Source organism: Pseudoxanthomonas sp. JBR18 (assembly GCF_028198165.1).
Classification (GTDB): Bacteria; Pseudomonadota; Gammaproteobacteria; order Xanthomonadales; family Xanthomonadaceae; genus Pseudoxanthomonas_A.
The window spans coordinates 3914859-3935795 of record NZ_CP116339.1 but is presented as its reverse complement, the minus strand read 5'-3'; the positions used below and the strand labels follow the sequence as shown (position 1 = coordinate 3935795).

The following is a 20937-nucleotide window of genomic DNA, read 5'->3' as shown; positions in this document are numbered from 1 at the left end:
CGCGTGCTGGGCGTCGTGCTTGTCGCGGCGCTTGGCGCTGCCTGGGCCGGCGCGCCATCGTCCGATCCGCCAGCGCCGGATGCGGTGTTCGACTGGTTTGCGTACACCGGTCGTGACGTGGCCTTCGAAGGCACGGTGCCGCCTGGCAGCTTCCGCAACCCGGTCCTGGCCGGGTTCCATGCCGATCCCAGCGTGGTGGCGGCCAGGGGCAAGTTCTACCTGGTCAATTCCAGCTTCACCTTTTTCCCCGGCATTCCGGTCTTCCAAAGCGATGACCTGGTGCACTGGACCCAGATCGGCAACGTGATCGAACGCCCCTCACAGCTGGACTTAGATGGGCTCAGCGTGTCGCGCGGCATCTTCGCGCCGGCCATCTCCTACCACGACGGCACCTTCTATGTGATCACCACCGCGGTGGACAGTGGGGGCAACTTCATCGCCACCGCGACCGATCCGGCAGGGCCATGGTCCGATCCGATCTGGCTCAAGTCGATCGAGGGGATCGATCCGTCGCTGTTCTTCGACGACGACGGCAAGGTCTATGTGATCAACAACGATGCGCCGGAGGGCACGCCGCGCTATGAGGGGCATCGCGCCATCTGGATGCAGCAGATCGACCTCGCTACACGGACCCCGTTTGGTCCACGCAAGGTACTGATCGATGGTGGCGTCGAGCCCGCCAAGCAGCCGATCTGGATCGAGGGTCCGCATCTGTACAAGCGCGATGGTTGGTATTACCTGTCCGCGGCCGAAGGCGGCACCGGCCCGCAGCACTCGCAGGTGGTGCTGCGCAGCCGCCAGGTATGGGGGCCGTATCAGCCCAATCCGGACAACCCGATCCTGACCCAGCGTGACCTGCCGCCCGGGCGCGCCCTGCCGATCACCAACGCCGGGCATGCCGATCTGGTGCAGGGGCCCGATGAAAGCTGGTGGGCGGTGTTCCTGGCCAGCCGCAACTATGCCGGCGTGCACTACAACACCGGTCGGGAGACCTATCTGCTGCCGGTGACCTGGACCGACGGCTGGCCGCGGATCCTGGCGCACGGCAAGGCCATTCCCTACGTAGTGCCTGGGCCTGCGTTCATGGCCGGCGAACAGGATCAGGCGCCCAACACCGGCAACTTCAGCTGGCGCGACGACTTCGATGAGCCAACACTTGGGCGTGCCTGGATGCAGGTGCGGATGCCCAAGGCGCCGTGGTTCGATCTGCGCAAGCAGCCGGGATGCCTGACCATCCATCCGCTCGCCGCAGGCCTGGACACGCTGGGCAATCCCTCATTCCTGGCCCGTCGCCAGCAGCACCTGGCGTTCGAATCCAGCACCGCGCTGGCGCTGCCGCCGCCCGGCACCGCTGCGGGAATCGCGGCGTTCCAGAACGAGCGCTTCTGGTATTTCCTGGGCGTGCGCCGCACGGGCGCACATGCCGAGGTGTTCCTGGAGAAGCGCGGCGGCGATGCGCCGGCCACGGTGGTGGCCAGCCACCGACTTCAGCCAGTCAACGAGCGCGTGCAATTGAAGATGCAGGCCGACGGCGGCGCCTATGGCTTTGGATACGACGACGGGCACGGCCTGCAGTGGCTGGTACAGGACGCAGACGGAACCCTGCTCAGCACCGAGGTTGCCGGCGGTTTTGTCGGCGCCATGATCGGGCCTTACGCCCGCGACGAACGTCCGCGCCCATCCAGCGGAAAGGATCTCTGACATGCACAACCCATACTTCGTCCGCCTTGGCGCGCCCACGACGTCGAGGCTTTCAGCGAAAGGGCGGGTCCATCCACGGCTGCGCGCGGGCGCGCTGGCCTTGGCGCTGCTGGCGTTGCCATCGCTCGTACACGCACAGGCCAACGCCGAGCGGCCCTGGATGGACACCAGCAAGGGCTTCGAGCAGCGCGCCGCGTTGCTGGTCAAGGCGATGACGCTGGAAGAAAAGGCCGCGCAGATGCAGAACGATGCGCCGGCCATCGAGCGCCTGGGCGTGCCGGCTTACGACTGGTGGAACGAAGCGCTGCACGGCGTGGCGCGCGCAGGCAGCGCCACTGTGTTCCCACAGGCCATCGGCATGGCGGCCACCTTTGATATTCCGCTGATGGACCAGGTCTCCAGCGCGATCAGCGACGAGGCGCGGGCCAAGTACAGCCGCTTCAGCGCCCAGGGTGAACGTGGCCGCTACCAGGGGCTGACCTTCTGGTCGCCCAACATCAACATCTTCCGCGACCCGCGCTGGGGCCGCGGCCAGGAAACCTATGGCGAAGACCCGTACCTGACCGCGCGCATGGGGGTGTCCTTCGTGCGCGGACTGCAGGGCGATGACCCGGTGTACCGCAAGCTCGATGCCACCGCCAAGCACTTCGCGGTGCATAGCGGACCTGAAGCCGACCGCCACCACTTCGATGTGCATCCGTCCAGGCGCGATCTTTACGAGACCTACCTGCAGGCGTTCGAAGCCCTGGTCAAGGAAGGCCAGGTCGACGCAGTGATGGGCGCCTACAACCGGGTCTATGGCGAGTCGGCCAGCGCCAGCCAGTTCCTGCTGCGCGACACCTTGCGCAAGGACTGGGGCTTTACCGGGTACGTGATGTCCGACTGCTGGGCCATTCGCGATATCTGGGAAAACCACAAGATCGTCGCCACACCCGAAGAGGCCGCCGCGCTGGCGGTGAAGAACGGCGATGAGCTCAACTGCGGCAGCACCTATGCCAAGGCACTGCCGGTGGCGGTGCGCAAGGGATTGATTCCCGAATCCGAGCTCGACGCCGCTGCCACCTTGCTGTTCACCGCACGCATGCGACTTGGCATGTTCGACCCGCCGCAGCAGGTGCGCTGGAACGCGATCCCTTATTCGGTGGTCCAGTCGCCGGCGCACGACGTGCTGGCGCGCAAGGCGGCGCAGGAATCCATCGTGCTGTTGAAGAACGAGGGCGTGTTGCCGCTCTCGCCAGCGACGCGCCGCATCGCGGTGATCGGCCCAACCGCCGACGACACCATGGCCTTGCTGGGCAACTACTACGGCACCCCGGCCAACCCGGTGACCATCCTGCAGGGCATCCGCGCGGCGGCGCCGCAGGCACAGGTGGTCTATGCACGCGGCGCCGATCTGGTGCCGGGCCGCGATGATCCTTCGGCGACGCCGCTGATCGAACCGCAGTATCTACGTCCGTCGGAGGATTCCACCGAGCGCGGCTTGCGCGGTGAGTACTTCCGCAACCGGACGCTGTCCGGCACGCCGGCATTGGTGCGGACCGATACGCAGATCGGCTTCCGCTGGGACCGCGGTTCGCCGACGGACACCTTGATGGCGCGTGGCGAGGCCAGCGGCGAACAGGCGCTGCCCAACGACGACTTCAGCATCCGCTGGACCGGACAGCTGCTGCCCCCGGTGTCCGGTGATTACCGGATCGAGGCAGCCGCCGACGACGGCGTGCGGCTGTGGCTTGACGGCAAGCTGGTGCTGGACCACTGGCAGGACAGTGACCGGATGCAGGCCGAGAGCACCACGCTTGCCCTGGTAGCCGGTCGCGCCTACGCGATCAAGCTCGAGTACTACGACGGGCAACGCGATGCCGGCGTGCGCCTGGGCTGGGCGATGCCGGGCGCCAAGCCGGCCTTGCAGCAGGCCTTGGATGCGGCGCGCGACGCGGAGGTGGTGGTGTTCGTCGGCGGCCTGACCGGTGACGTGGAAGGTGAGGAGATGAAGGTCGATTACCCGGGCTTTGCCGGCGGCGACCGCACCGACATCCGCCTGCCAGCCACCCAGCAGGCGCTACTCGAGGCGCTGCAGGCCACCGGCAAGCCGGTGGTGATGGTCCTGACCACGGGGTCGGCGCTGGGCGTTGATTGGGCCAAGGCGCATCTGCCAGCGATCTTGGTGGCCTGGTATCCCGGCCAGGACGGCGGCAATGCGGTGGCCGACGTGCTGTTCGGCAAGATCAACCCGGCCGGTCGCCTGCCGGTGACCTTCTACAAGGCCGAGGAAACGCTGCCTGCGTTCGACGATTACGCCATGGCCGGGCGCACCTACAGGTACTTCGACGGCGAACCGCTGTATCCGTTCGGGTTCGGGCTCAGCTATACGCAGTTCGGCTATTCCGAGCTGTCGCTGGACCACGATCGCGTCGGCCAGAGCGAGACGTTCACCGCCACGGTCAAGGTCACCAACCAAGGCCAGCGTGCGGGCGACGAAGTGGTGCAGCTGTACCTGCGTCCACGCCAGGCAACGCCGGGACGGGCGCTGAAGGACCTGCGTGGCTTCCAGCGCGTCCACCTGCAGCCGGGCCAGACGCGCGAGTTGCGCTTTGCACTCACGCCGGCCAAGGACCTGCGCCACTACGACGAGGCCGCTGCGGGCTATGTGGTGACACCGGGTACTTACGAGGTGCAGGTTGGCGCATCCAGTGCGGACATTCGCGCCAGCACCGGCTTGACCGTGGAAAGCGACTGAACCATCACGCCGTTCGGCCGGTCACCGCGCATGCGCGATGACCGGCGCGGGTGCGGCGATGTCGGCGGGTTCCTCCCCGGGACGCCGGCATCGTCGCCTCCGCATTTTATCTACGGCGCGGCAGCCTTCGCGCCCGCGCCAGGGATCTAGGGGGTGTGCTGTGTCGGCACGCGCAGGACCGCGTCGAGCGCGGGCTTGGGCATGCACTGGCGGTCGAACAGCAAGGGATAGTTGCTGCGGCCCTGGACCGGGTAATCGTTTTTCCAGGAGCCGCCGTCCTGCACGCCCCAGAAGGTCACCCGGGAGATGGCCGCGCGCTTGCGATGGAATAGCGCAAACAGGTCGGCGTAACGCTGCGCCAGGCGTCGTTGCATGTCATCGGGCAGGCCATCCGGGTAAGGGTCCAGCTTGCGGCGCGCGACCGCGTCGGTGGGAAGCGCCAGTCGCTGGTCCGCGGGCATGCCTTCGGTCTGGGCAGGCTGCGGCAGGACGTCGATATCCAGCTCGGTGATCATGACCTTGACCCCAAGCGCGGAGAAGGTGTCGATGGTCTGTTCAATTTCCGCGATCGAGGGGCGATCCAGGCCCCAGTGGCCCTGCATGCCGACGCCGTCGATGCGCAATCCCGCCGCCTGCAGCATCTTGACCAAGCGCACGATCCCGGCGCGCTTGTCCGGCTTGTAAGTATCGAAGTCGTTGTAGTACAGCTCGGTCTGCGGCGCATGGCGGGCGGCGGCCTGGAAGGCTTCGCGCAGGAGGCGATCACCGTCGCCGACATTCTTCAGCCACGGACTCTCCCGGTAACCGCCATACTCGTCGATGACTTCGTTGGCCACGTCCCAGCCTTGCACGCGGCCCGCATAGTGGCCGGCAATCCGCTGGATGTAGTCGCGCAAGCGAGCGAGTTGGGCATCGGCATCGAGTGAGGTGCCTTGCGCATCGGTGAACATCCATGCCGGGGTCTGGATGTGCCACAGCAGCGTATGCCCGACCACGAACATGCCATGTGCGCGCCCAAAGTCCACATACGCGTCACCCTTGCTGAAGTCGTAGACGCCAGGCTTGGGATGCAGCACCTCGGGCTTGAGCGTGTTTTCCGGGCTGATGCTGTCGAACTGCGAGAGCACCACCTGGCGGGCACAGGTGTCTTTCCCGCTGACCACGCCATCGCCGATGGCGACACCCACGTTGAAATCACCACGATAGGCGTCTTTCAAGGTCTGAGGACTCTGGGGCTGTGCGGCACTGGCTGTGATACTGGCGAGTGCGATCAGGGTGGCGGACAGCACGGCCAGACGAGGGCGGCCCAGGCGCGATCGCGTCGAGGTCAGGGTCCTGGCTGCGCTGGCGGCAGGCCGCACGATGCAGTGGGGCAGGGAGGGCTGGGATGGTTGCGGCATTCGGCAAGCTCCGTGGCTGGATGGATCATTCGATCAAGGGCACCGCAGGCGCCCGGGCGTTTGCGCGGCGATAGGGACGGAGCCTGAAAGCAAGGGGCAGGGCATCGTCCATGGGGGACAACGTTTGCGAGACACAACCGATTGCTGCTGCGCAGCGTGACCCTTGAATGATAGCGCTATCATAATTTGCGCGCAGCGAGGTGCGGGGACCGCCAAAGCGGGCAATCCTGCTGCGGATTCGCCAACACAGGAGCGGTGAGGTGGCGCAAACAATGGCGTTGAAAGGGGACATGCGACACGATCCACTCGATCGACCTACGCTGGCCTTGAGGGATAGATGCGCATGACCGACGCCACGGGCAAGCTCTCGGTCCGCGAGAAGATTGGCTACAGCCTGGGCGATCTGGCAGCCAACCTGATCTTCCAGACCCTGGTGACCTTCCTCGCGTTCTTCTACACCGACGTCTATCGCATCCCGGCGGCCAGCGCGGCCAAGGTGATCTTCGTGGTCGGCCTGCTGGGGGCGTTCGTTTTCACCCCCGTCATCGGCGTGTTGGCTGACCGCACTAGCACGCGCTGGGGCAAGTTCCGGCCCTGGATCCTGTGGACCGCGATCCCGTTCGGGGTGCTGTCGCTGTCGGCCTTTACCACGCCGGACCTGGGCCAGGCTGGCAAGACGGCCTACGCCCTGGCCACCTACACCTTGCTGATGCTGGTTTACGTGGCCAACAACCTGCCGTACTCGGCGCTCAGTGGCGTGCTGACCGGCAACATGGATCAACGCAACAGCTTGTCCTCGTATCGCTTCGTGGCGGTGATGATTGCCCAGTTCATCATCCAGGTCCTGCTGCTGCCATTGGTGCTGATCCTGGGTAATGGCGACAAGGCGCGCGGCTTCGAGTACACGATGGCCCTGTTTGCCGTGATCGGCACGGTGTTCTTCTTGATCACCTTCTTCACCACTCGCGAGCGGGTGGTGCCGGTGTCAGGGGAGGGGTCGAGCATTCGCCAGGACCTGACCGACCTGATGCGCAACCGTCCATGGCGCGTCATGTTGCTGTTGACCATCCTGGTGTTTGTCACCCTGGCGTTGAAGGGAGGCATGTACGTCTATTACTTCAAGTACTACCTGGATCCCGGGGCGCTGGCCCATTTCGTCGATGCGGTCGGTGTCAATCGCGCCATCGAGGGCCTCAACCGTGGTTTGATCGGCATGGGACTGGCCGGTTTCCACTGGCCACAGGACGCGCCTACCTCGGCCTTCAGCGTGTTCAGTGCCGGCGGCGTGCTGTGCATGATCGGCGGCATTTGTTTCTCGCGTCGGTTGGCCGATCGCTACGGCAAGCGCGATGTCTTCGGTGGCTCGCTGTTCCTGTCCACGCTTTGTCTGCTGGCCTACGCGTTCTATCCACCCGACGCGGTGGGTCTGGTGATGCTGTCCTACATGCTCCATGGTTTCTTCTACGGGATCAGCACGCCATTGCTGTGGGCGATGATCGCCGATGTCGCCGATTACTCGGAATGGCGCAACCACCGTCGCGCCACGGCGATCATCTTTTCGGCCATGTTGTGTGGCCTGAAGACTGGCCTAAGCATCGGCGGCGCACTGGTGGCGGCGATCCTGGCCGCCTATGGCTACGACGGAGACGCGGCCGTGCAGTCGCCTTCGGTGGTGCAGGGCATCCGCCTGACCGTCAGTGTCTATTGCGCCATCCCCTTCCTGCTCGGGATCGCCTTGTTGTTCCGCTACGAAATCAACAAGTCCACTGAGAAGCGGATCGAACACGACTTGGAACTGCGCCGGGCCAGTGCGGCATCGAGCGCCTGACTTGGCCTTCCTCCCCCTTGCCCTGGCGATGCAATGACCGAATTGACTGATCCGACCGAACTCGAAGCGCTGGCTGACAGGGCCGTCTCGGCGCCGCTTGTCACCCACCTGTACACCGCCGACCCGTCAGCCCACGTCTTCGAGGGGCGCCTCTATATCTATCCTTCGCACGACATCGAGGGCGGCGCGGCGTTCAACGACAACGGCGACCACTTCGCGATGGAGGACTACCACGTCTTTCGCATGGACGGTCCGGACGCAGAGGCGGTGGATTGCGGCATGGCGCTGCACGTCAAGGACGTGCCGTGGGCTTCAAGGCAGATGTGGGCGCCGGATGCGGCATGCCGCGACGGTCGGTATTACCTGTACTTCCCGGCCAAGCGTGCCGATGGCAGATTCCAACTGGGCGTGGCGGTGGGCGAGCGTCCGGAGGGCCCCTTCGTGGCCGAGCCGGAGCCCATGGTCGGCAGTTATTCCATCGATCCGGCGGTGCTGGAAGACGGCGACGCACATTACATTTACTTCGGCGGTATTTGGGGAGGGCAACTCCAGCACTATCGCGATGATCAGTACCACGTCGACTACGACGAACCGGCCGAGGATCAGCCGGCGCTGGGGCCGCGCATCGCGCGACTGTCGGCAGACATGAAACAGTTCGCCGAGCCGACCCGGGAGGTCCAGATCCTGGACCAGGATGGCCAGCCTCTGCTCGCCGGCGACCACGCGCGTCGGTTTTTCGAAGCGCCTTGGGTGCATCGCCACGGAGGCCGTTACTACCTGTCCTATTCCACAGGGAATACGCATTACGTTTGCTATGCCACCGGTGACAGTCCGTATGGTCCATTCACCTATCAGGGCAGGGTGCTCGCGCCGGTGGTGGGATGGACGACACATCATTCGATCGTCGCCTTCGGCGGGCGCTGGTGGCTGTATTACCACGACGCCCTGTACTCTGGCGGGATTACGCACTTGCGGTCGATCAAGGTGGTCGAACTGCAGCATGCGCCCGATGGCAGCATCGTCACGGTGTATCCCTATGGAAAAGACGACTGATCCAGCGCTGGATCCCTTGCCGCCAGGCCCTTGCATCGGCCTGGAGGACGCCGGTCTGGCAGTGGAGGTGGCCTTACACGCCGGTGGACGTTTGTCGGCGATCCGGTACGAAGGGGTGGACTGGCTGGTGGGCCCGGATCAGGGCTTCCCCGGTGCGATCTCTTGGGGCTGCTATCCCATGCTGCCGTGGGCGGGGCGGATACGCAGCGGACGTTTCCAATTCGAGGCGCGGGACCATGCGCTGCCGGTCAACCTGGGCCCGCATGCGATCCACGGGGTCGCCTTCGACCGGCCATGGCGTGTGCTGGAGCAGCAACGCACTGAACTGACCTTGGCCCTGTCGCTGGAAGACGATCCGCGCTGGCCGTTTGGCGGCGAGGCCATCCATCGAATCGCGCTGTCGGCCAACCGGTTGCGGATGGAGTTGAGTTTCAGCGCGGGGCAGCGGGCGATGCCATGTCCGGTGCTGGGTTGGCATCCATGGTTCCACAAGGCCGAGCGCATCGCCTTCAATCCGCGCGCGTTCTATCCGCGCGACGAGCAAGGGATCGCCACGCTGCCACTGGCCCGGCCGCCGGGTCCGCTGGACGACTGTTACATCAGTGGCGAGGCAGCGGCCCTGGAGCGCGCGGGGCAGCGACTACTGCTCACCGCCAGCTGCGACCACTGGGTTTTGTACGACGAAACACCCCACGCGACATGCCTGGAGCCGCAAACCGGGCCGCCCGACGCCTTCAATCTGCGCAGTGATGTGCTGCTGCCTGGCGAGCGTGTGCAAGCCTGGTTTGAGCTGGTCTTTTCATAAAGTCCAAGCAGTGATCGGTTGATAACGGTTACAGCCGATGTCAGCGGCTACACATGCTGCAACGCACGGTGACAAGCAGCGACATTGATGATTATGTGGCGCCACTTTGTGATAGCGCTAACACGTAAATAAGGTCGCGAACACGAAGGAGGGGGCGGAGGCGCAGTGGCACCAGCGGGTGCCCGAGCGGTTCGGCCACCGGCGCGCTCGGTGCATCCGTTTCCATCTTCGGAAACGGTCGCTCCATAGCGCGACGCGGGATTGCGGCCAAGGGCCGCCGGTGGCTGCCGTCCGGGGGGGTGGTCCATCGATCCACGAGGGGAGGGGACCAATGCGACGTCACAAGTTATTGGCTCACGTACCAGTTACGAGAACAGCGCGGCACGTGCCGCTTGCCGCTGGCGCCACCGGCCGTTCGGCCACAGACCACAGGACACACGGATGAATCACAAGCTGAAGAAATTCAAGTCGCGGGCCATGTTCACCTTCGTTGGTGGCGTGCTCGTCATCAACCCGGCCTTTGCACAGGACGCGACCACCGCTACGCCCGATCCGCAGGAGGCAGCCCAGACCGATGCCACCACGCTGGATCGCGTGCAGGTGACCGGCATCCGCAACAGCCTCAACCAGTCGATGGGGATCAAGCGCGATGCCGCCGGCGTGGTCGATGCGATCAGCGCCGAGGACATCGGCAAGTTCCCCGATACCAATCTGGCCGAGTCCCTGCAGCGCATCACCGGCATCTCGATCGAGCGCCGCGATGGTGAAGGTGCGCAGGTCACCGCACGTGGCTTTGGTCCGCAGTTCAACACCGTCACCCTCAACGGGCGCCTGATCCCGGGCGCCGACGCATTCGGCGCACCCGGCCAGACGCCGATCGGTGGCGTGGATGGCGGCACGCGCGCATTCAATTTTGCGCAGTTGGCATCCGAGGCCATCACCGGCATCGAGGTCTACAAGACCAGTCGGGCCACCGCACCCAGCGGCGGCATCGGCGCCACGATCAATATCCAGACCGACCGTCCGTTCAACCACCAGGGCGTGGTGGCCAGTGCCGGCGTGAAAGGCGCTTACGATGAGTCGCAACCGTTCGGCAACGACATAACACCAGAGGTCTCGGGCATCTTCAGCTACACCAGCCCCGACAAGGTCTGGGGCATCGGCCTGAGCGGTAGCTACCAGAAGCGCCACGGCGGCTCGGTCCAGGCCACCGAGAACACCTGGAACATCCAGCAGTGGACCGGCAGCGACCCAGCGCTGCGGCCCGATGCGGTGGTAGTCAACGCGCCACAGATCGGACAGCTCTATGGCATGCCCAACGATCTGCGCTATGCCTTTGCCGACTTCGAGCGCGAGCGCATCAATGGCCAGGCGGTGCTGCAGTTCGCCCCGACCGACAGCCTGACCCTGACCCTGGACTACACCTACTCGACCAACGAGATCCGCGAGGAGCGCGGTGAGCAAGCGATCTGGCTGCAGCGGGCCAACAGCTTCACCAATCTGGAGTTCGACACCGGCCAGACCGTGGCCACGCCGGTTTACCTGCGCGACGTCCCGACCGGAGCCAAGGACTTCGGCCTGGAGCAGCAGCGCAACATGCAGAAATACAAGCTGGGCTCCCTGGGCTTCAATGCCAACTGGCAGGCCACCGATCGCCTGAATCTGTCTTTCGACGCCCACAATTCCAAGACCCAGGCATTGCCCAACGATCCGGTCACCGGCGGCAGTGCCACCTACTTCAGCCTGGCCGGCACCAACAACTGCACCAATGGTCCCAACTGCGGGGGGCAATGGGCACAGGAGTTGAGCTTCAACAACGGTCTGCCCACTGGCGTGCGCACCTGGTATCCCACCGCGGCCGATTCCATCGCCGGCACCAACGGCGACCCCAGCCGGCCCTTCACCGAGGGTGAGTTGGGCTCGCAGGTCTTGCGCATCTACTATCAACGCCAGGTGACCGAGGTCAAGGAAGGGCGCTTCGACGGCACCTGGGACCTGGACAACGGACGCTTCCAGTTCGGCATCGGGTCGACTGAGACCACGATGGATCGACAGATCAGCGACACCTATTCGACCCTGGGCGACTGGAGCGTGGCCAATGCAGGCAACGAGCCGGGGCTGACCGACTTGCTTCAGCCCGTCGACATCACCGGCATGTTCGACGATTACAGCGTTAACGGCACGCCGTCGACTGCGTGGCGGGGCAATGCTGACCAACTTGCCCTCTGGGCGGGCAACCAGTACGGCGCCACGACGCGCTATAACCCGCAGTACAGCGACAACAACCACGTTGAGGAAAAGACGCGCTCGGCCTACGTGCAGCTCGAGCTGCCCGGCGAGCTCGGCGGCATGACCACCAATACCCGGCTCGGACTGCGCTACGAGAAAACTGAGGTGGTTTCCACCTCGCAGGTGGCCACGCCGAATGCGATCCTCTGGCAAGCCAATAACGACTTCCAGATCGTGCGTTCCAGTGATTTGCAGCCCTTCAGCGAGAAGACGTCCTACAACTACGTGCTGCCGAACCTGGACTTCAGCATCGACATCACCAGCGACCTGAAAGGACGCGTCTCGTTCGGCCAGACCATCGCACGCGCGCCGTATTCCAATCTCTTTGCGGGCCCCAGCCCCGGCGCACCCACTGGCTCGATCCTGATCAATCCCTCCACGCGCGGCGCGGGAAGTTCTCAGAACCCAAAGCTTGACCCCCTCGAGTCGGACAACCTGGATCTGGGGTTGGAGTGGTACTTCGCCGATGCCAGCTACGTGTCGGCCACGTTCTGGAACAAGCGGGTCAACAACTTCATCGGTAACACGGTCAGCCGCGAATCGCTTTATGGCCTGACCGATCCGACCTCCGGACCGGACGCGCAGGCGGCGTTGGCCTTCCTGCAGAGTGGTGCGTGCGCGGCGCAGGTGGGCGCGGCAGGCAACGACGTGGCCTCCGCCTGCTCGGCCAACGACACCGCGTTGTTCGCGGCGACCGCGCTGTTGCGTAATACTGCGGAGACCGGTGGTCTGGCGGCTTACAACGGCAGCTCCGCGCAGACCCTGGCACTGGAAAACGCCTATGACCTGACCGGCGAGGCGGACGATCCGCTGTATCTGTTCGACGTTTCGCGCCCGGTCAACCAGAACAAGGCCAACATCCATGGCTGGGAACTGGGTGGCCAGTACTTCTTCGCCGACACCGGCTTTGGCATCTACGCCAACTACACCATCGTGGAGGGGGACGTCGGTTTCGACAACAACGTGCTGGACCGAGACCAGTTCGCGCTGCTGGGGCTGAGCGACACGGCCAACGTGATGTTCATGTACGAGAAGTACGGCTGGTCTGCCCGTCTGGCCTACAACTGGCGCGACGAGTACCTGATCGCGGCTAACCAGAATGGCGCCAATCGCAATCCGTACTACGTCGAACCGTACGAGCAGTGGGACCTGAGCGTCAACTACGCGTTCAATGATCACTTCTCGATCGGCTTCGAGGCGATCAACCTCACCGGTGAAGACGTGCGGTGGCATGGCCGCTCGGAGAAGCAGGTGATCAAGCTGATCGATCAGGATCCGCGCTATACCCTCGGGGTGCGCTACAACTTCTGAGCGATCGCGTGTCGACAAGCCGCTGTCCATGGCATCGCCCAGGGCAGCGGCTTTCTCTTTTCCGCGCCGCTGGCAGCCTTTAGGCCGCGGACAGGCGACACGTTAGTCGCATGGAGACACGGCGGTCGATCAGGCATGCTCCCGCAGGGCCCGTCAGGCGGTGATGTGCCCGACCATGTTGCAATTGGCTGGAGGGGCCGGTGGCAAGATACGAACTACTGAACAATGTGGCGCATCAGGACCTGAGGGTGGACCTGCGCTTTGGCACCGCCTTCGGCGACCAGGTCGGCCTGGTGCAGGCGTTTCCAACCGAATTCGCCGAGCTCCAACGCGAGTACCCCATCTTCCTGCGCAAGGAGCCGGACGGCGGTGGCTACCAGGCCGTGGCGGTGTTGGGATTCGAGGCGGGCGAGAACCTGTTCCTGCAGGGGCAGCGCTGGAATGCGTCCTACGTCCCCGGGATTGTGGCCAAGGGGCCGTTCCTGATCGGATTCCAGGAGCAGCGCATCGACGGGGTGCTGGTCAATGAGCCGGTGATCCACGTCGATCTGGATCACCCACGCTTGCAGACAGGGCAGGGCGAAGCGGTGTTTCTGCCACAGGGGGGGCAGAGCCCATACCTGGAGCACATCATCACCATCCTGCGTGGCATCCGGGATGGCGACGCCGCCGGCCGCGACATGTTCGCCGCGCTCGATGCGGCTGGGCTGATCCAGCCCACCCAACTGGCGCTGCGGCTGGACGGCGAACATGGCGTGAGTCTGTCCGGCCTGTACGGCATCGATCGCGAATGCCTGGCGGCACTGGATGCGACCACGCTGCACGGACTTCATCGCGCTGGCTATCTGGAGGGCGCCTTCCTGATGCTGTCCTCGCTCCACAACGTGCGGCGCCTGATGGCGGAGAAGCAGCGCCGCCTGCGTGAAGCCGAGACATCGCCGGCCGCCGCGCCGCTACCGGGGTGATCATGTCGTCGCTGCCGGACATCGAGGAACTGACGGGCCACGCTCCCGGTGCGCTTCCGGTCCAGTCGCTCGTGGACGCAGGCACGCCCGTCGTGCTGCGCGGCATCGCGCGGGACTGGAGTCTGGTCAGGCAGGGCATGGCCGGGCCGGCGCCTGCCATGTCGGCGTTGCTGCAGTACGACGTCGGGCGGCCCGTGCAGTATTCCTATGGGGGGCCGGAGATCCACGGCCGCCCTTTCTACGATGACAGTGCAACGGGCCTCAACACGCAGGTGCGTCGCGGCACGCTACAGGAACTGCTGGGACAGATCGCGGCGCATCTGGAAGATCCCAGTCCGCCCACCTTCTATCTGGCCTCATTGCTGCTGGACCAGCATATGCCCGGATTCTTGGCGGACAACGCGCTGGATCTGGCGGCTTGCGGGGTGGTGTCGCGTCCGAGCATCTGGATCGGCAACCGCACGATTGCGTCCTGCCATTACGATGCGCCCAACAACATCGCGTGCTGCGCGGTGGGTCGCCGCCGGATCACGGTGCTGCCGCCGGAGCAGATCCACAACCTCTATCCCGGGCCGCTGGAGCCGACGCCAGGCGGGCAGGTCGTCAGCATGGTTGATTTCACCCGCCCGGACTTCACGCGCCACCCGCGTTTCCGCGAAGCACTGGCGCACGCGCGTAGCGCGATCCTGGAGCCGGGTGACGCGGTCTTCATCCCCAGCATGTGGTGGCACCACGTCCAGGCGCTCGCGCCGTTCAACGTACTGGTGAACTACTGGTGGAGCGGCGCGCCAGCCTATCTGCCCGCACCGACGCTTGCGATGTATCACGCGCTCTGGGCCATCCGCGATCGACCGGAGCGAGAAAAACAGGCCTGGCGTGAAGTGTTCGAATACTACGTGTTCGGCCCGGCCGAGCGCGCCGGGGAACACCTGCCAGAATCCGCGCGCAACGTCTTGGGGCCGTTGGACGAAGCAAGTTCGCGCCAGCTGCGCGCCCTGCTGATCAATCGACTGAACCGTTGAAGGACCCGGGGGAATGCCTGCATGAGTCAACGGCCATGAGCGAGACGGATCGGATTCGCAGGGTGGTCATCGCCGGCGGTGGCACGGCTGGGTGGATTGCCGCATGCGCCCTGTCGCACCAGTTCCGCACGGAGCTGGAGATCACCCTGGTCGAGTCCGAGCAGATCGGAACGGTGGGCGTTGGGGAATCCACCATTCCCCCCATCCGCAGCTTTCATCAGTTCCTTCAGATCGACGAGCGCGAGTTTCTGCGCGCGGTCGCCGGGACGTTCAAGCTGTCCATCTCCTTCGAAAACTGGAGGCGCGATGGAGAGCACTACATCCATCCATTCGGCATCGTCGGCCAGGGCACGCAGGTCTGCGCCTTTCACCACTTCTGGCTTGAGTCCCTGCGGCGCGGAATGCATTCGGATTTTGATGAGTTCTGCCTTGAAACTCAGGCGTCGCGTCAGGGGCGGTTCGCGTTGCAGCAGCGTCCGCCGCTCAACTATGCCTACCACCTGGACGCAGGCCTCTATGCGCGCTTCCTGCGCGGCATCTCGGAGCGTCATGGGGTCAGGCGCATCGAAGGGCGGATTGCGCATGTCAGCCAACACCAGCGCGACGGTGCCATCCAGGCACTGATCCTCGAGGATGGCCAGCGCATCGAAGGGGATCTGTTCATCGACTGCACGGGATTCCGCGGCCTGCTGATCGAGCAAACCCTGCAGACCGGATACGAAGACTGGAGTCATTGGCTCCCCTGCGACCGGGCCGTCGCCGTCCAGACCGAATCGACACAGGCGCCGCTGCCCTACACACGCGCCATCGCCCATCAGGCGGGCTGGCGCTGGCAGATCCCATTGCAGCATCGGGTGGGCAATGGACTGGTGTATGCCAGTCGCTTTATGTCCGACGACCAGGCGCAGGCCCACCTATTGCAGGCGGTCGGCGGTAGGCCGATCAACGACCCGCGTCTGGTGCCGTTCTGCACGGGGCGGCGGCGCAAGGTCTGGAACAAGAACGTGGTGGCCCTGGGGCTGGCCAGTGGCTTCATCGAGCCCCTGGAGTCCACGAGCATTCAGCTGACCATCGCCGCGGTCATGCGCCTGCTCATGCTTTTCCCCTTCGAGGGGATCGCCTCGTCGCAGATCGAGATCTACAACGAAGTCAGTCGTGCCGAAATGGAGCACGTACGCGATTTCATCATCCTGCACTATCACGCCAACCAGCGCTCCGAAGCCATGTGGCAGCACTGCCGGGAAATGGCGCTGCCTTCCTCGTTGGAGCTTCGGCTGCGCGCGTGGAAGGAATGTGCGCACGTCTGGCAGAGTTCCAACGAGCTGTTCCGCACCGATTCCTGGGTGCACGTCCTGCTGGGGCAGGGGGACATGCCTCAGCAGCACCATCCCTTGCCTCGTGCATTGTCGGACGCCAACCTGCGCGGACTCATCGATTCGATCCGGGCGCCGATCCAGCAAGCGGTCGCGGGGTTGCCCATGCAACAGGCGTTTATCGATCGCTATTGCAAGAGCACGCCCCAGATCTGGGGCGGATGAGGGAAGGCCTGTCATCGTGCCAAGGCGCGCCATCAGAGAGAGGAAAAGAACCTGTGCTCTTTGAAGCTGGCGGTCGCTCTTCGAAAGTTTTCATGCTCGGCACACGCCACTTCCACGCGCATATCTGCTCAATCACCAGAGCAGCCGGAGTCTTCCTGACCGCATCAGACGATGCTTGAGGTGCCCCTCGATCATCACTTCCCTGGATATCTTCAGGGAAAGCTTGGCATCACTGGCGCATAGTCGGGTGACTGAATGAATTGGTCGGAGCGCACATGAACGAGCACCTGCAGATCCTTGGACCCGAGCATGGCCACTGGCAGGGATGGCCCTCGGGCGCACTGACGCTATACACGGCGATCATGGAGGCGCAGTGGCAGATATGGACCGACGCGGGCAGCCCCCGCCCGGCGCCCAATGCGCTTCTTGCACAGATGAACGGCGTGATGCATCAAGCGCTTGAGACGGAGCTGGGGAGGCTGCTGAGTGAGAACGTTCCGGATTTCGCCAGCGGTCTCCAGGACAAGCTGCGCACCCGCCAGCATGCAGAGGGCATGCTCTCCACCGACGACATCATTCCTGCACTCTGACCGCAGCGAGCAGACAGGGTTTTGCGACGTCCTGTATCCTTGATCAGGGTGGACGATGAAGCCCGGAACGCCGTTCCGTCGCGCATCGTTCCATGTCCTGCGCTGGCAATAGCGCCCGCGCTCATGATGTAAACGCAACGGTACAGGCCGATGTCGATCACAGCCACTTTATCAATTGGGATTACACGCCCGATTGATGATCGAGAGGGGCTAGATCCTTCGTGTGCGTGCCTCGATGAGTGAGCCGCGCCAGTACGATTCCATCGACGCGCTTGAGGCGCATCGGGCTCAGCTCGACGCGCAGTGGATGCGCCACGCCTTCGACATCGCGGAGGCGGCGCAGCGTGACCTGGACGAGATCCCCGTCGGTGCCGTGCTGCTGGACCCTGATGGCAAGGTGATCGGCGAAGGAGGCAACCGCAACCGTTGCGATCATGACCCCACGGCGCACGCCGAGATCGTGGCCCTGCGCCAGGGCGGCACGCGCCTGGGAAACCATCGCCTGGTCGGCTGTACCCTTTACGTCACCCTGGAGCCTTGCGCGATGTGCGCGATGGCGATGATCCATGCGCGGCTCGCGCGTGTGGTCTATGGCGCGGCCGACCCCAAGACCGGGGCGGCCGGCAGCGTCTTCGACCTGCTCGCCGATCCTCGGCACAACCATCGGGTCGAGGTGACCGGCGGCGTCCTGGCGGAGGAGGCCAGCCGCCGCCTGACCAATTACTTCCGCGCCAAGCGAGGTCGCGCGCTCCTGCCGTGAGGCCGATGCGTCAGGTCGTCGCGGGCTGTCTCTGACGGGCAGGACCAAGGCGCTCGGTGACCCAGCGTCGCGCCGGGGATTCGAACATTCGGTTGACCAGCGAGGACAGCAGGACGACCGCGGCGATACAGCACAGGCTGGAGCCCCACGGGCCCAGTCGCTCGAACAGCCCGAAGTGGTGCATGACGTCCATGACCGGCATGTGCAGCAGATAGATCGAAAAGCTGGATCGCCCCAATTCGCTGACCAGCCGATTGCCGAGCAGCGCGTCGGACATGGCGGTGCGATAGGAAAATCCCAGCACGACCACGCCGGCCAGCACGACCCGGGGCAGGTCGGTGTAGTACCACTTGCTGATCTCGCTCACGTCCGCGGCCGGGAAGACGGGCAGCATCATGTGCGGGTAGGGCAGCAGCAGGCCCACGACGGCCGCGCATGCGGCCAGTTGCAGCGCGCGGACCATCGCGGTGTTGGGTCCAGCGCGATTGGCGAGCCACCAGCGCGTCATCGCCACGGCGACACCGCCCAGGAAGATATGCAGCTTGGAAACGAACAACACGCCAGGCAGATAGGGTGAGGTCGCGTAGCAAGCGAGCGCGAACAGGGCCAGCAGGATGAGCGCCAGCGTGCGCATCCCTCCCTGGAGTTGTGGAATCGCCCACAGCACCAGGAAGAATCCGTAGAACTGGAATTCCGGGCCCACCGACCAGAACACCCCGACCGATCCGACGAACGCCAGCTGCCGGACCAACTGGGTCACGCTCATCGTGTAGTGGAATTCGGGATTCCACACCTGCGTGACCAGGAACGAGATGAGCACCACCGTGTAGTAGAGCGGCACGATGCGCGCGATCCGGGCCACACAGAAGCGTCGCAGCGCCGGCCCCGTGAAGGGCTGCTGCAGATGCAGATGCGCCATCAGGAAGCCGCTCAGCACGAAGAACAAGAAGACGCCGCACTCGCCGAAATTGACCGTGCCCCAGAACGGGGTCTTGGTGGGCAGGTGCGAGATCACCACCGAAATGGCGGCCAAGCCGCGCAGGCCGTCCAACGCTGGCATGTGCTGCTTCTGGGAGACAGCGCTTGGTGGAACATGGGCGGCGCGCGGGACGTCCGCTTGAGCCGCGGCGAGTCCGGCCGCAGCCTGCAGAGTGGGGGAGGGCTGCATGCCTGGCTCCAGAGGTGGTGTTGATGGCCGGCGCGCGCAAGCGCAACCAGTGCAAATTTTATCAGGCGAGGACGGTGGACTCCTGCGATATCATGCAAGCCCATTCAGGAAGCCTGACCTCATGACTGCAGCCGCGCATCCCACCCATCTTATCTGGATCGATCTGGAGATGACGGGGCTGGATACCGACAGTGATTCGATTCTTGAGATCGCCACGGTGGTGACCGACTCGCAGTTGAACATCCTGGCCGAGGGGCCGGAGTTTGCAATCGGCCATCCGGTCGACGCACTCGAGGCGATGGACGAGTGGAATCGCACCCAGCATCGTCGTTCCGGCCTGTGGGATCGTGTGGTCGCCAGTACCACCACGATGGGACAGGCCGAGTCGGCCACGGTCGCGTTCCTGATGGACTGGGTACCCGCCAATGCCTCGCCGATGTGCGGCAACTCGATCTGCCAGGATCGGCGCTTCATGCACCGCCTGATGCCGCGCCTGGAGCGCTACTTCCACTATCGCAACCTGGACGTCAGCACGCTCAAGGAACTGGCCAGGCGCTGGGCGCCCCAGGTGCTCGATGGCCTGAAGAAGCAGGCTTCGCACACCGCACTGAGCGACGTGCATGATTCCATCAACGAGCTGCGTCACTACCGGCAGCACATGGCGGCACTGGGGCTGGATCAGTCCGCTTGAGCACATGGGGCCGGCATAGCCGGCTCCATGAGAGACGCCGGGCGCTGGATCGGCGCCCGGCGCGCGCCTGACAGTGTCTTCGATTCCGATCAGGGGCCTTTGCCTGGCGCCTGATCATCTTTCCCCGGCGGCTGCAACGCCTCCACCGGAACCGTCGTCAGCGCCGCAGCCGGAATGGCCTGCCCATCCGCGCTCAGATGGTGATAGACATGCACATCGCGCTGCGGGAAGGGAATGCTCACGCCGTTGGCATCGAAGCTCTTCTTGATCCTCTCGGTCAGATCGCACTTCACCCCGAACCAGTCGTTGTTGGCCACGTGCACGCGCACGCCGAGGTTGACGCTGTTGTCGCCCAGCGAATACACCACCACATCCGGCGCCGGATCCTTGAGGATGCGTTCGTCATCGAACAGCGCGGTGATCAGGCTCTTGGCCTTGTCGATGTCGTCGCTGTAGCCGATCCCGATCACCAGCTCGACGCGACGACGCACGTCGGGCGTGAGATTGATGATCTCGCTGTTGGTGATCGTGCTGTTGGGCAGCACGATGGTCTGGTTGTCCGCGCCGCGCAGCCGGGTCTGGAAGATGCTCACCGATTCGCATTTGCCGGTCTGCCCGTTCAAGGTGACGATGTCGCCCACACGGAAGGGCTTGAGCGTGATCAGCATGACGCCCGACGCCACGTTGGACAGCGAGTCCTTCAGCGCCAGGCCGATCGCCAGGCCGGCGGCGCCCAGCAGCGCCATGAACGCGGTGGGATTGACCCCAAAGCAGGACTGCAGGATGGTCAGCAGCACCATGACCACCAGCGCGACATAGATCACGCGGCGCAGGAAATCCACGGCCGTGGCCTCGATGTCGGCGCGCAGCAGGCCACGCGACGCGACGTTGGTGAGCCATCTGGACAGCCGTAGACCGATCCACAGTCCGATCAGCGCCAATCCGACGCGGATGCCGACGGCAATCGCCAGCGCTTCCCAACCTGCTTGCCTGGCGGCAGAAAACCATTCCACGGCGTGATCTCCTCTCATGTGATGTCTTCAAAAACGCCGAACCCCGCCGAAGCGGGGCCCGGGCAC

15 protein-coding genes are annotated in these 20937 nt (G+C 64.6%); 12 read left to right on the top strand and 3 right to left on the bottom strand.

Annotated elements, in window-relative coordinates; genetic code table 11:
* Nucleotides 1-15 precede the first annotated feature (15 nt).
* Both PJ250_RS17775 and PJ250_RS17770 read left to right on the top strand, forming a co-directional pair.
* The gene (locus PJ250_RS17775; protein WP_271648690.1) at nucleotides 16-1701 is read left to right on the top strand and encodes a glycoside hydrolase family 43 protein; all 1686 of its coding nucleotides are present in this window, start codon (nucleotides 16-18) and stop codon (nucleotides 1699-1701) included.
* Nucleotide 1702: 1 nt separating this feature from the next.
* The gene (locus PJ250_RS17770) at nucleotides 1703-4438 is read left to right on the top strand and encodes a glycoside hydrolase family 3 C-terminal domain-containing protein (protein WP_271645936.1); all 2736 of its coding nucleotides are present in this window, start codon (nucleotides 1703-1705) and stop codon (nucleotides 4436-4438) included.
* Nucleotides 4439-4584: 146 nt separating this feature from the next.
* Here the strand turns inward: PJ250_RS17770 and PJ250_RS17765 are convergent, their stop codons facing one another.
* Nucleotides 4585-5655, bottom strand: coding sequence for an endo-1,4-beta-xylanase (locus PJ250_RS17765; RefSeq protein WP_271645935.1), 1071 nt, complete (start codon nucleotides 5653-5655; stop codon nucleotides 4585-4587).
* Nucleotides 5656-6181: 526 nt separating this feature from the next.
* On the opposite strand from PJ250_RS17765, the gene PJ250_RS17760 reads away from it, so the two are divergent.
* The 9 genes from PJ250_RS17760 (at nucleotide 6182) to tadA (ending at nucleotide 17999) form a co-directional block, all read left to right on the top strand.
* Entirely contained in the window at nucleotides 6182-7666 is a 1485-nt protein-coding gene (locus PJ250_RS17760; RefSeq protein WP_271645934.1) for an MFS transporter, read from the top strand.
* 33 nt (nucleotides 7667-7699) lie between these two features.
* Nucleotides 7700-8719 carry a glycoside hydrolase family 43 protein gene (locus PJ250_RS17755; protein WP_271645933.1) on the top strand — a complete coding sequence of 340 codons (1020 nt, stop codon included), beginning with the start codon at nucleotides 7700-7702 and terminating at the stop codon, nucleotides 8717-8719.
* On the top strand, nucleotides 8703-9524 hold the full coding sequence (locus PJ250_RS17750; protein WP_271645932.1) for an aldose 1-epimerase: 822 nt from the start codon (nucleotides 8703-8705) through the stop codon (nucleotides 9522-9524). The genes PJ250_RS17755 and PJ250_RS17750 overlap by 17 nt, the downstream gene beginning before the upstream one ends.
* A gap of 441 nt (nucleotides 9525-9965) precedes the next feature.
* A complete protein-coding gene (locus PJ250_RS17745) occupies nucleotides 9966-13124 on the top strand; it encodes a TonB-dependent receptor (protein ID WP_271645931.1) in 3159 nt (1052 codons plus the stop codon).
* Nucleotides 13125-13324: 200 nt separating this feature from the next.
* The gene (locus tag PJ250_RS17740; protein WP_271645930.1) at nucleotides 13325-14089 is read left to right on the top strand and encodes a SapC family protein; all 765 of its coding nucleotides are present in this window, start codon (nucleotides 13325-13327) and stop codon (nucleotides 14087-14089) included.
* Nucleotides 14090-14091: 2 nt separating this feature from the next.
* Nucleotides 14092-15111, top strand: coding sequence for a cupin-like domain-containing protein (locus PJ250_RS17735; RefSeq protein ID WP_271645929.1), 1020 nt, complete (start codon nucleotides 14092-14094; stop codon nucleotides 15109-15111).
* Nucleotides 15112-15146: 35 nt separating this feature from the next.
* Nucleotides 15147-16649 (top strand): tryptophan halogenase family protein, encoded by a 1503-nt coding sequence (locus tag PJ250_RS17730; protein WP_271645928.1) that lies wholly within the window; start codon nucleotides 15147-15149, stop codon nucleotides 16647-16649.
* A gap of 275 nt (nucleotides 16650-16924) precedes the next feature.
* Entirely contained in the window at nucleotides 16925-17239 is a 315-nt protein-coding gene (locus tag PJ250_RS17725) for a hypothetical protein (protein WP_271645927.1), read from the top strand.
* Between the two features lie 235 nt (nucleotides 17240-17474).
* On the top strand, nucleotides 17475-17999 hold the full coding sequence (gene tadA / locus PJ250_RS17720; RefSeq protein WP_271645925.1) for a tRNA adenosine(34) deaminase TadA: 525 nt from the start codon (nucleotides 17475-17477) through the stop codon (nucleotides 17997-17999).
* Nucleotides 18000-18009: 10 nt separating this feature from the next.
* Here the strand turns inward: tadA and PJ250_RS17715 are convergent, their stop codons facing one another.
* Nucleotides 18010-19059 carry an acyltransferase family protein gene (locus PJ250_RS17715; protein WP_271645924.1) on the bottom strand — a complete coding sequence of 350 codons (1050 nt, stop codon included), beginning with the start codon at nucleotides 19057-19059 and terminating at the stop codon, nucleotides 18010-18012.
* 229 nt (nucleotides 19060-19288) lie between these two features.
* On the opposite strand from PJ250_RS17715, the gene orn reads away from it, so the two are divergent.
* A complete protein-coding gene (gene orn / locus PJ250_RS17710) occupies nucleotides 19289-19858 on the top strand; it encodes an oligoribonuclease (RefSeq protein WP_271645923.1) in 570 nt (189 codons plus the stop codon).
* A gap of 89 nt (nucleotides 19859-19947) precedes the next feature.
* On the opposite strand, the gene PJ250_RS17705 is transcribed toward orn, so the two are convergent.
* Nucleotides 19948-20871, bottom strand: a complete 924-nt coding sequence (locus tag PJ250_RS17705; RefSeq protein WP_271645921.1) for a mechanosensitive ion channel family protein — start codon at nucleotides 20869-20871, stop codon at nucleotides 19948-19950.
* Nucleotides 20872-20937 lie beyond the last annotated feature (66 nt).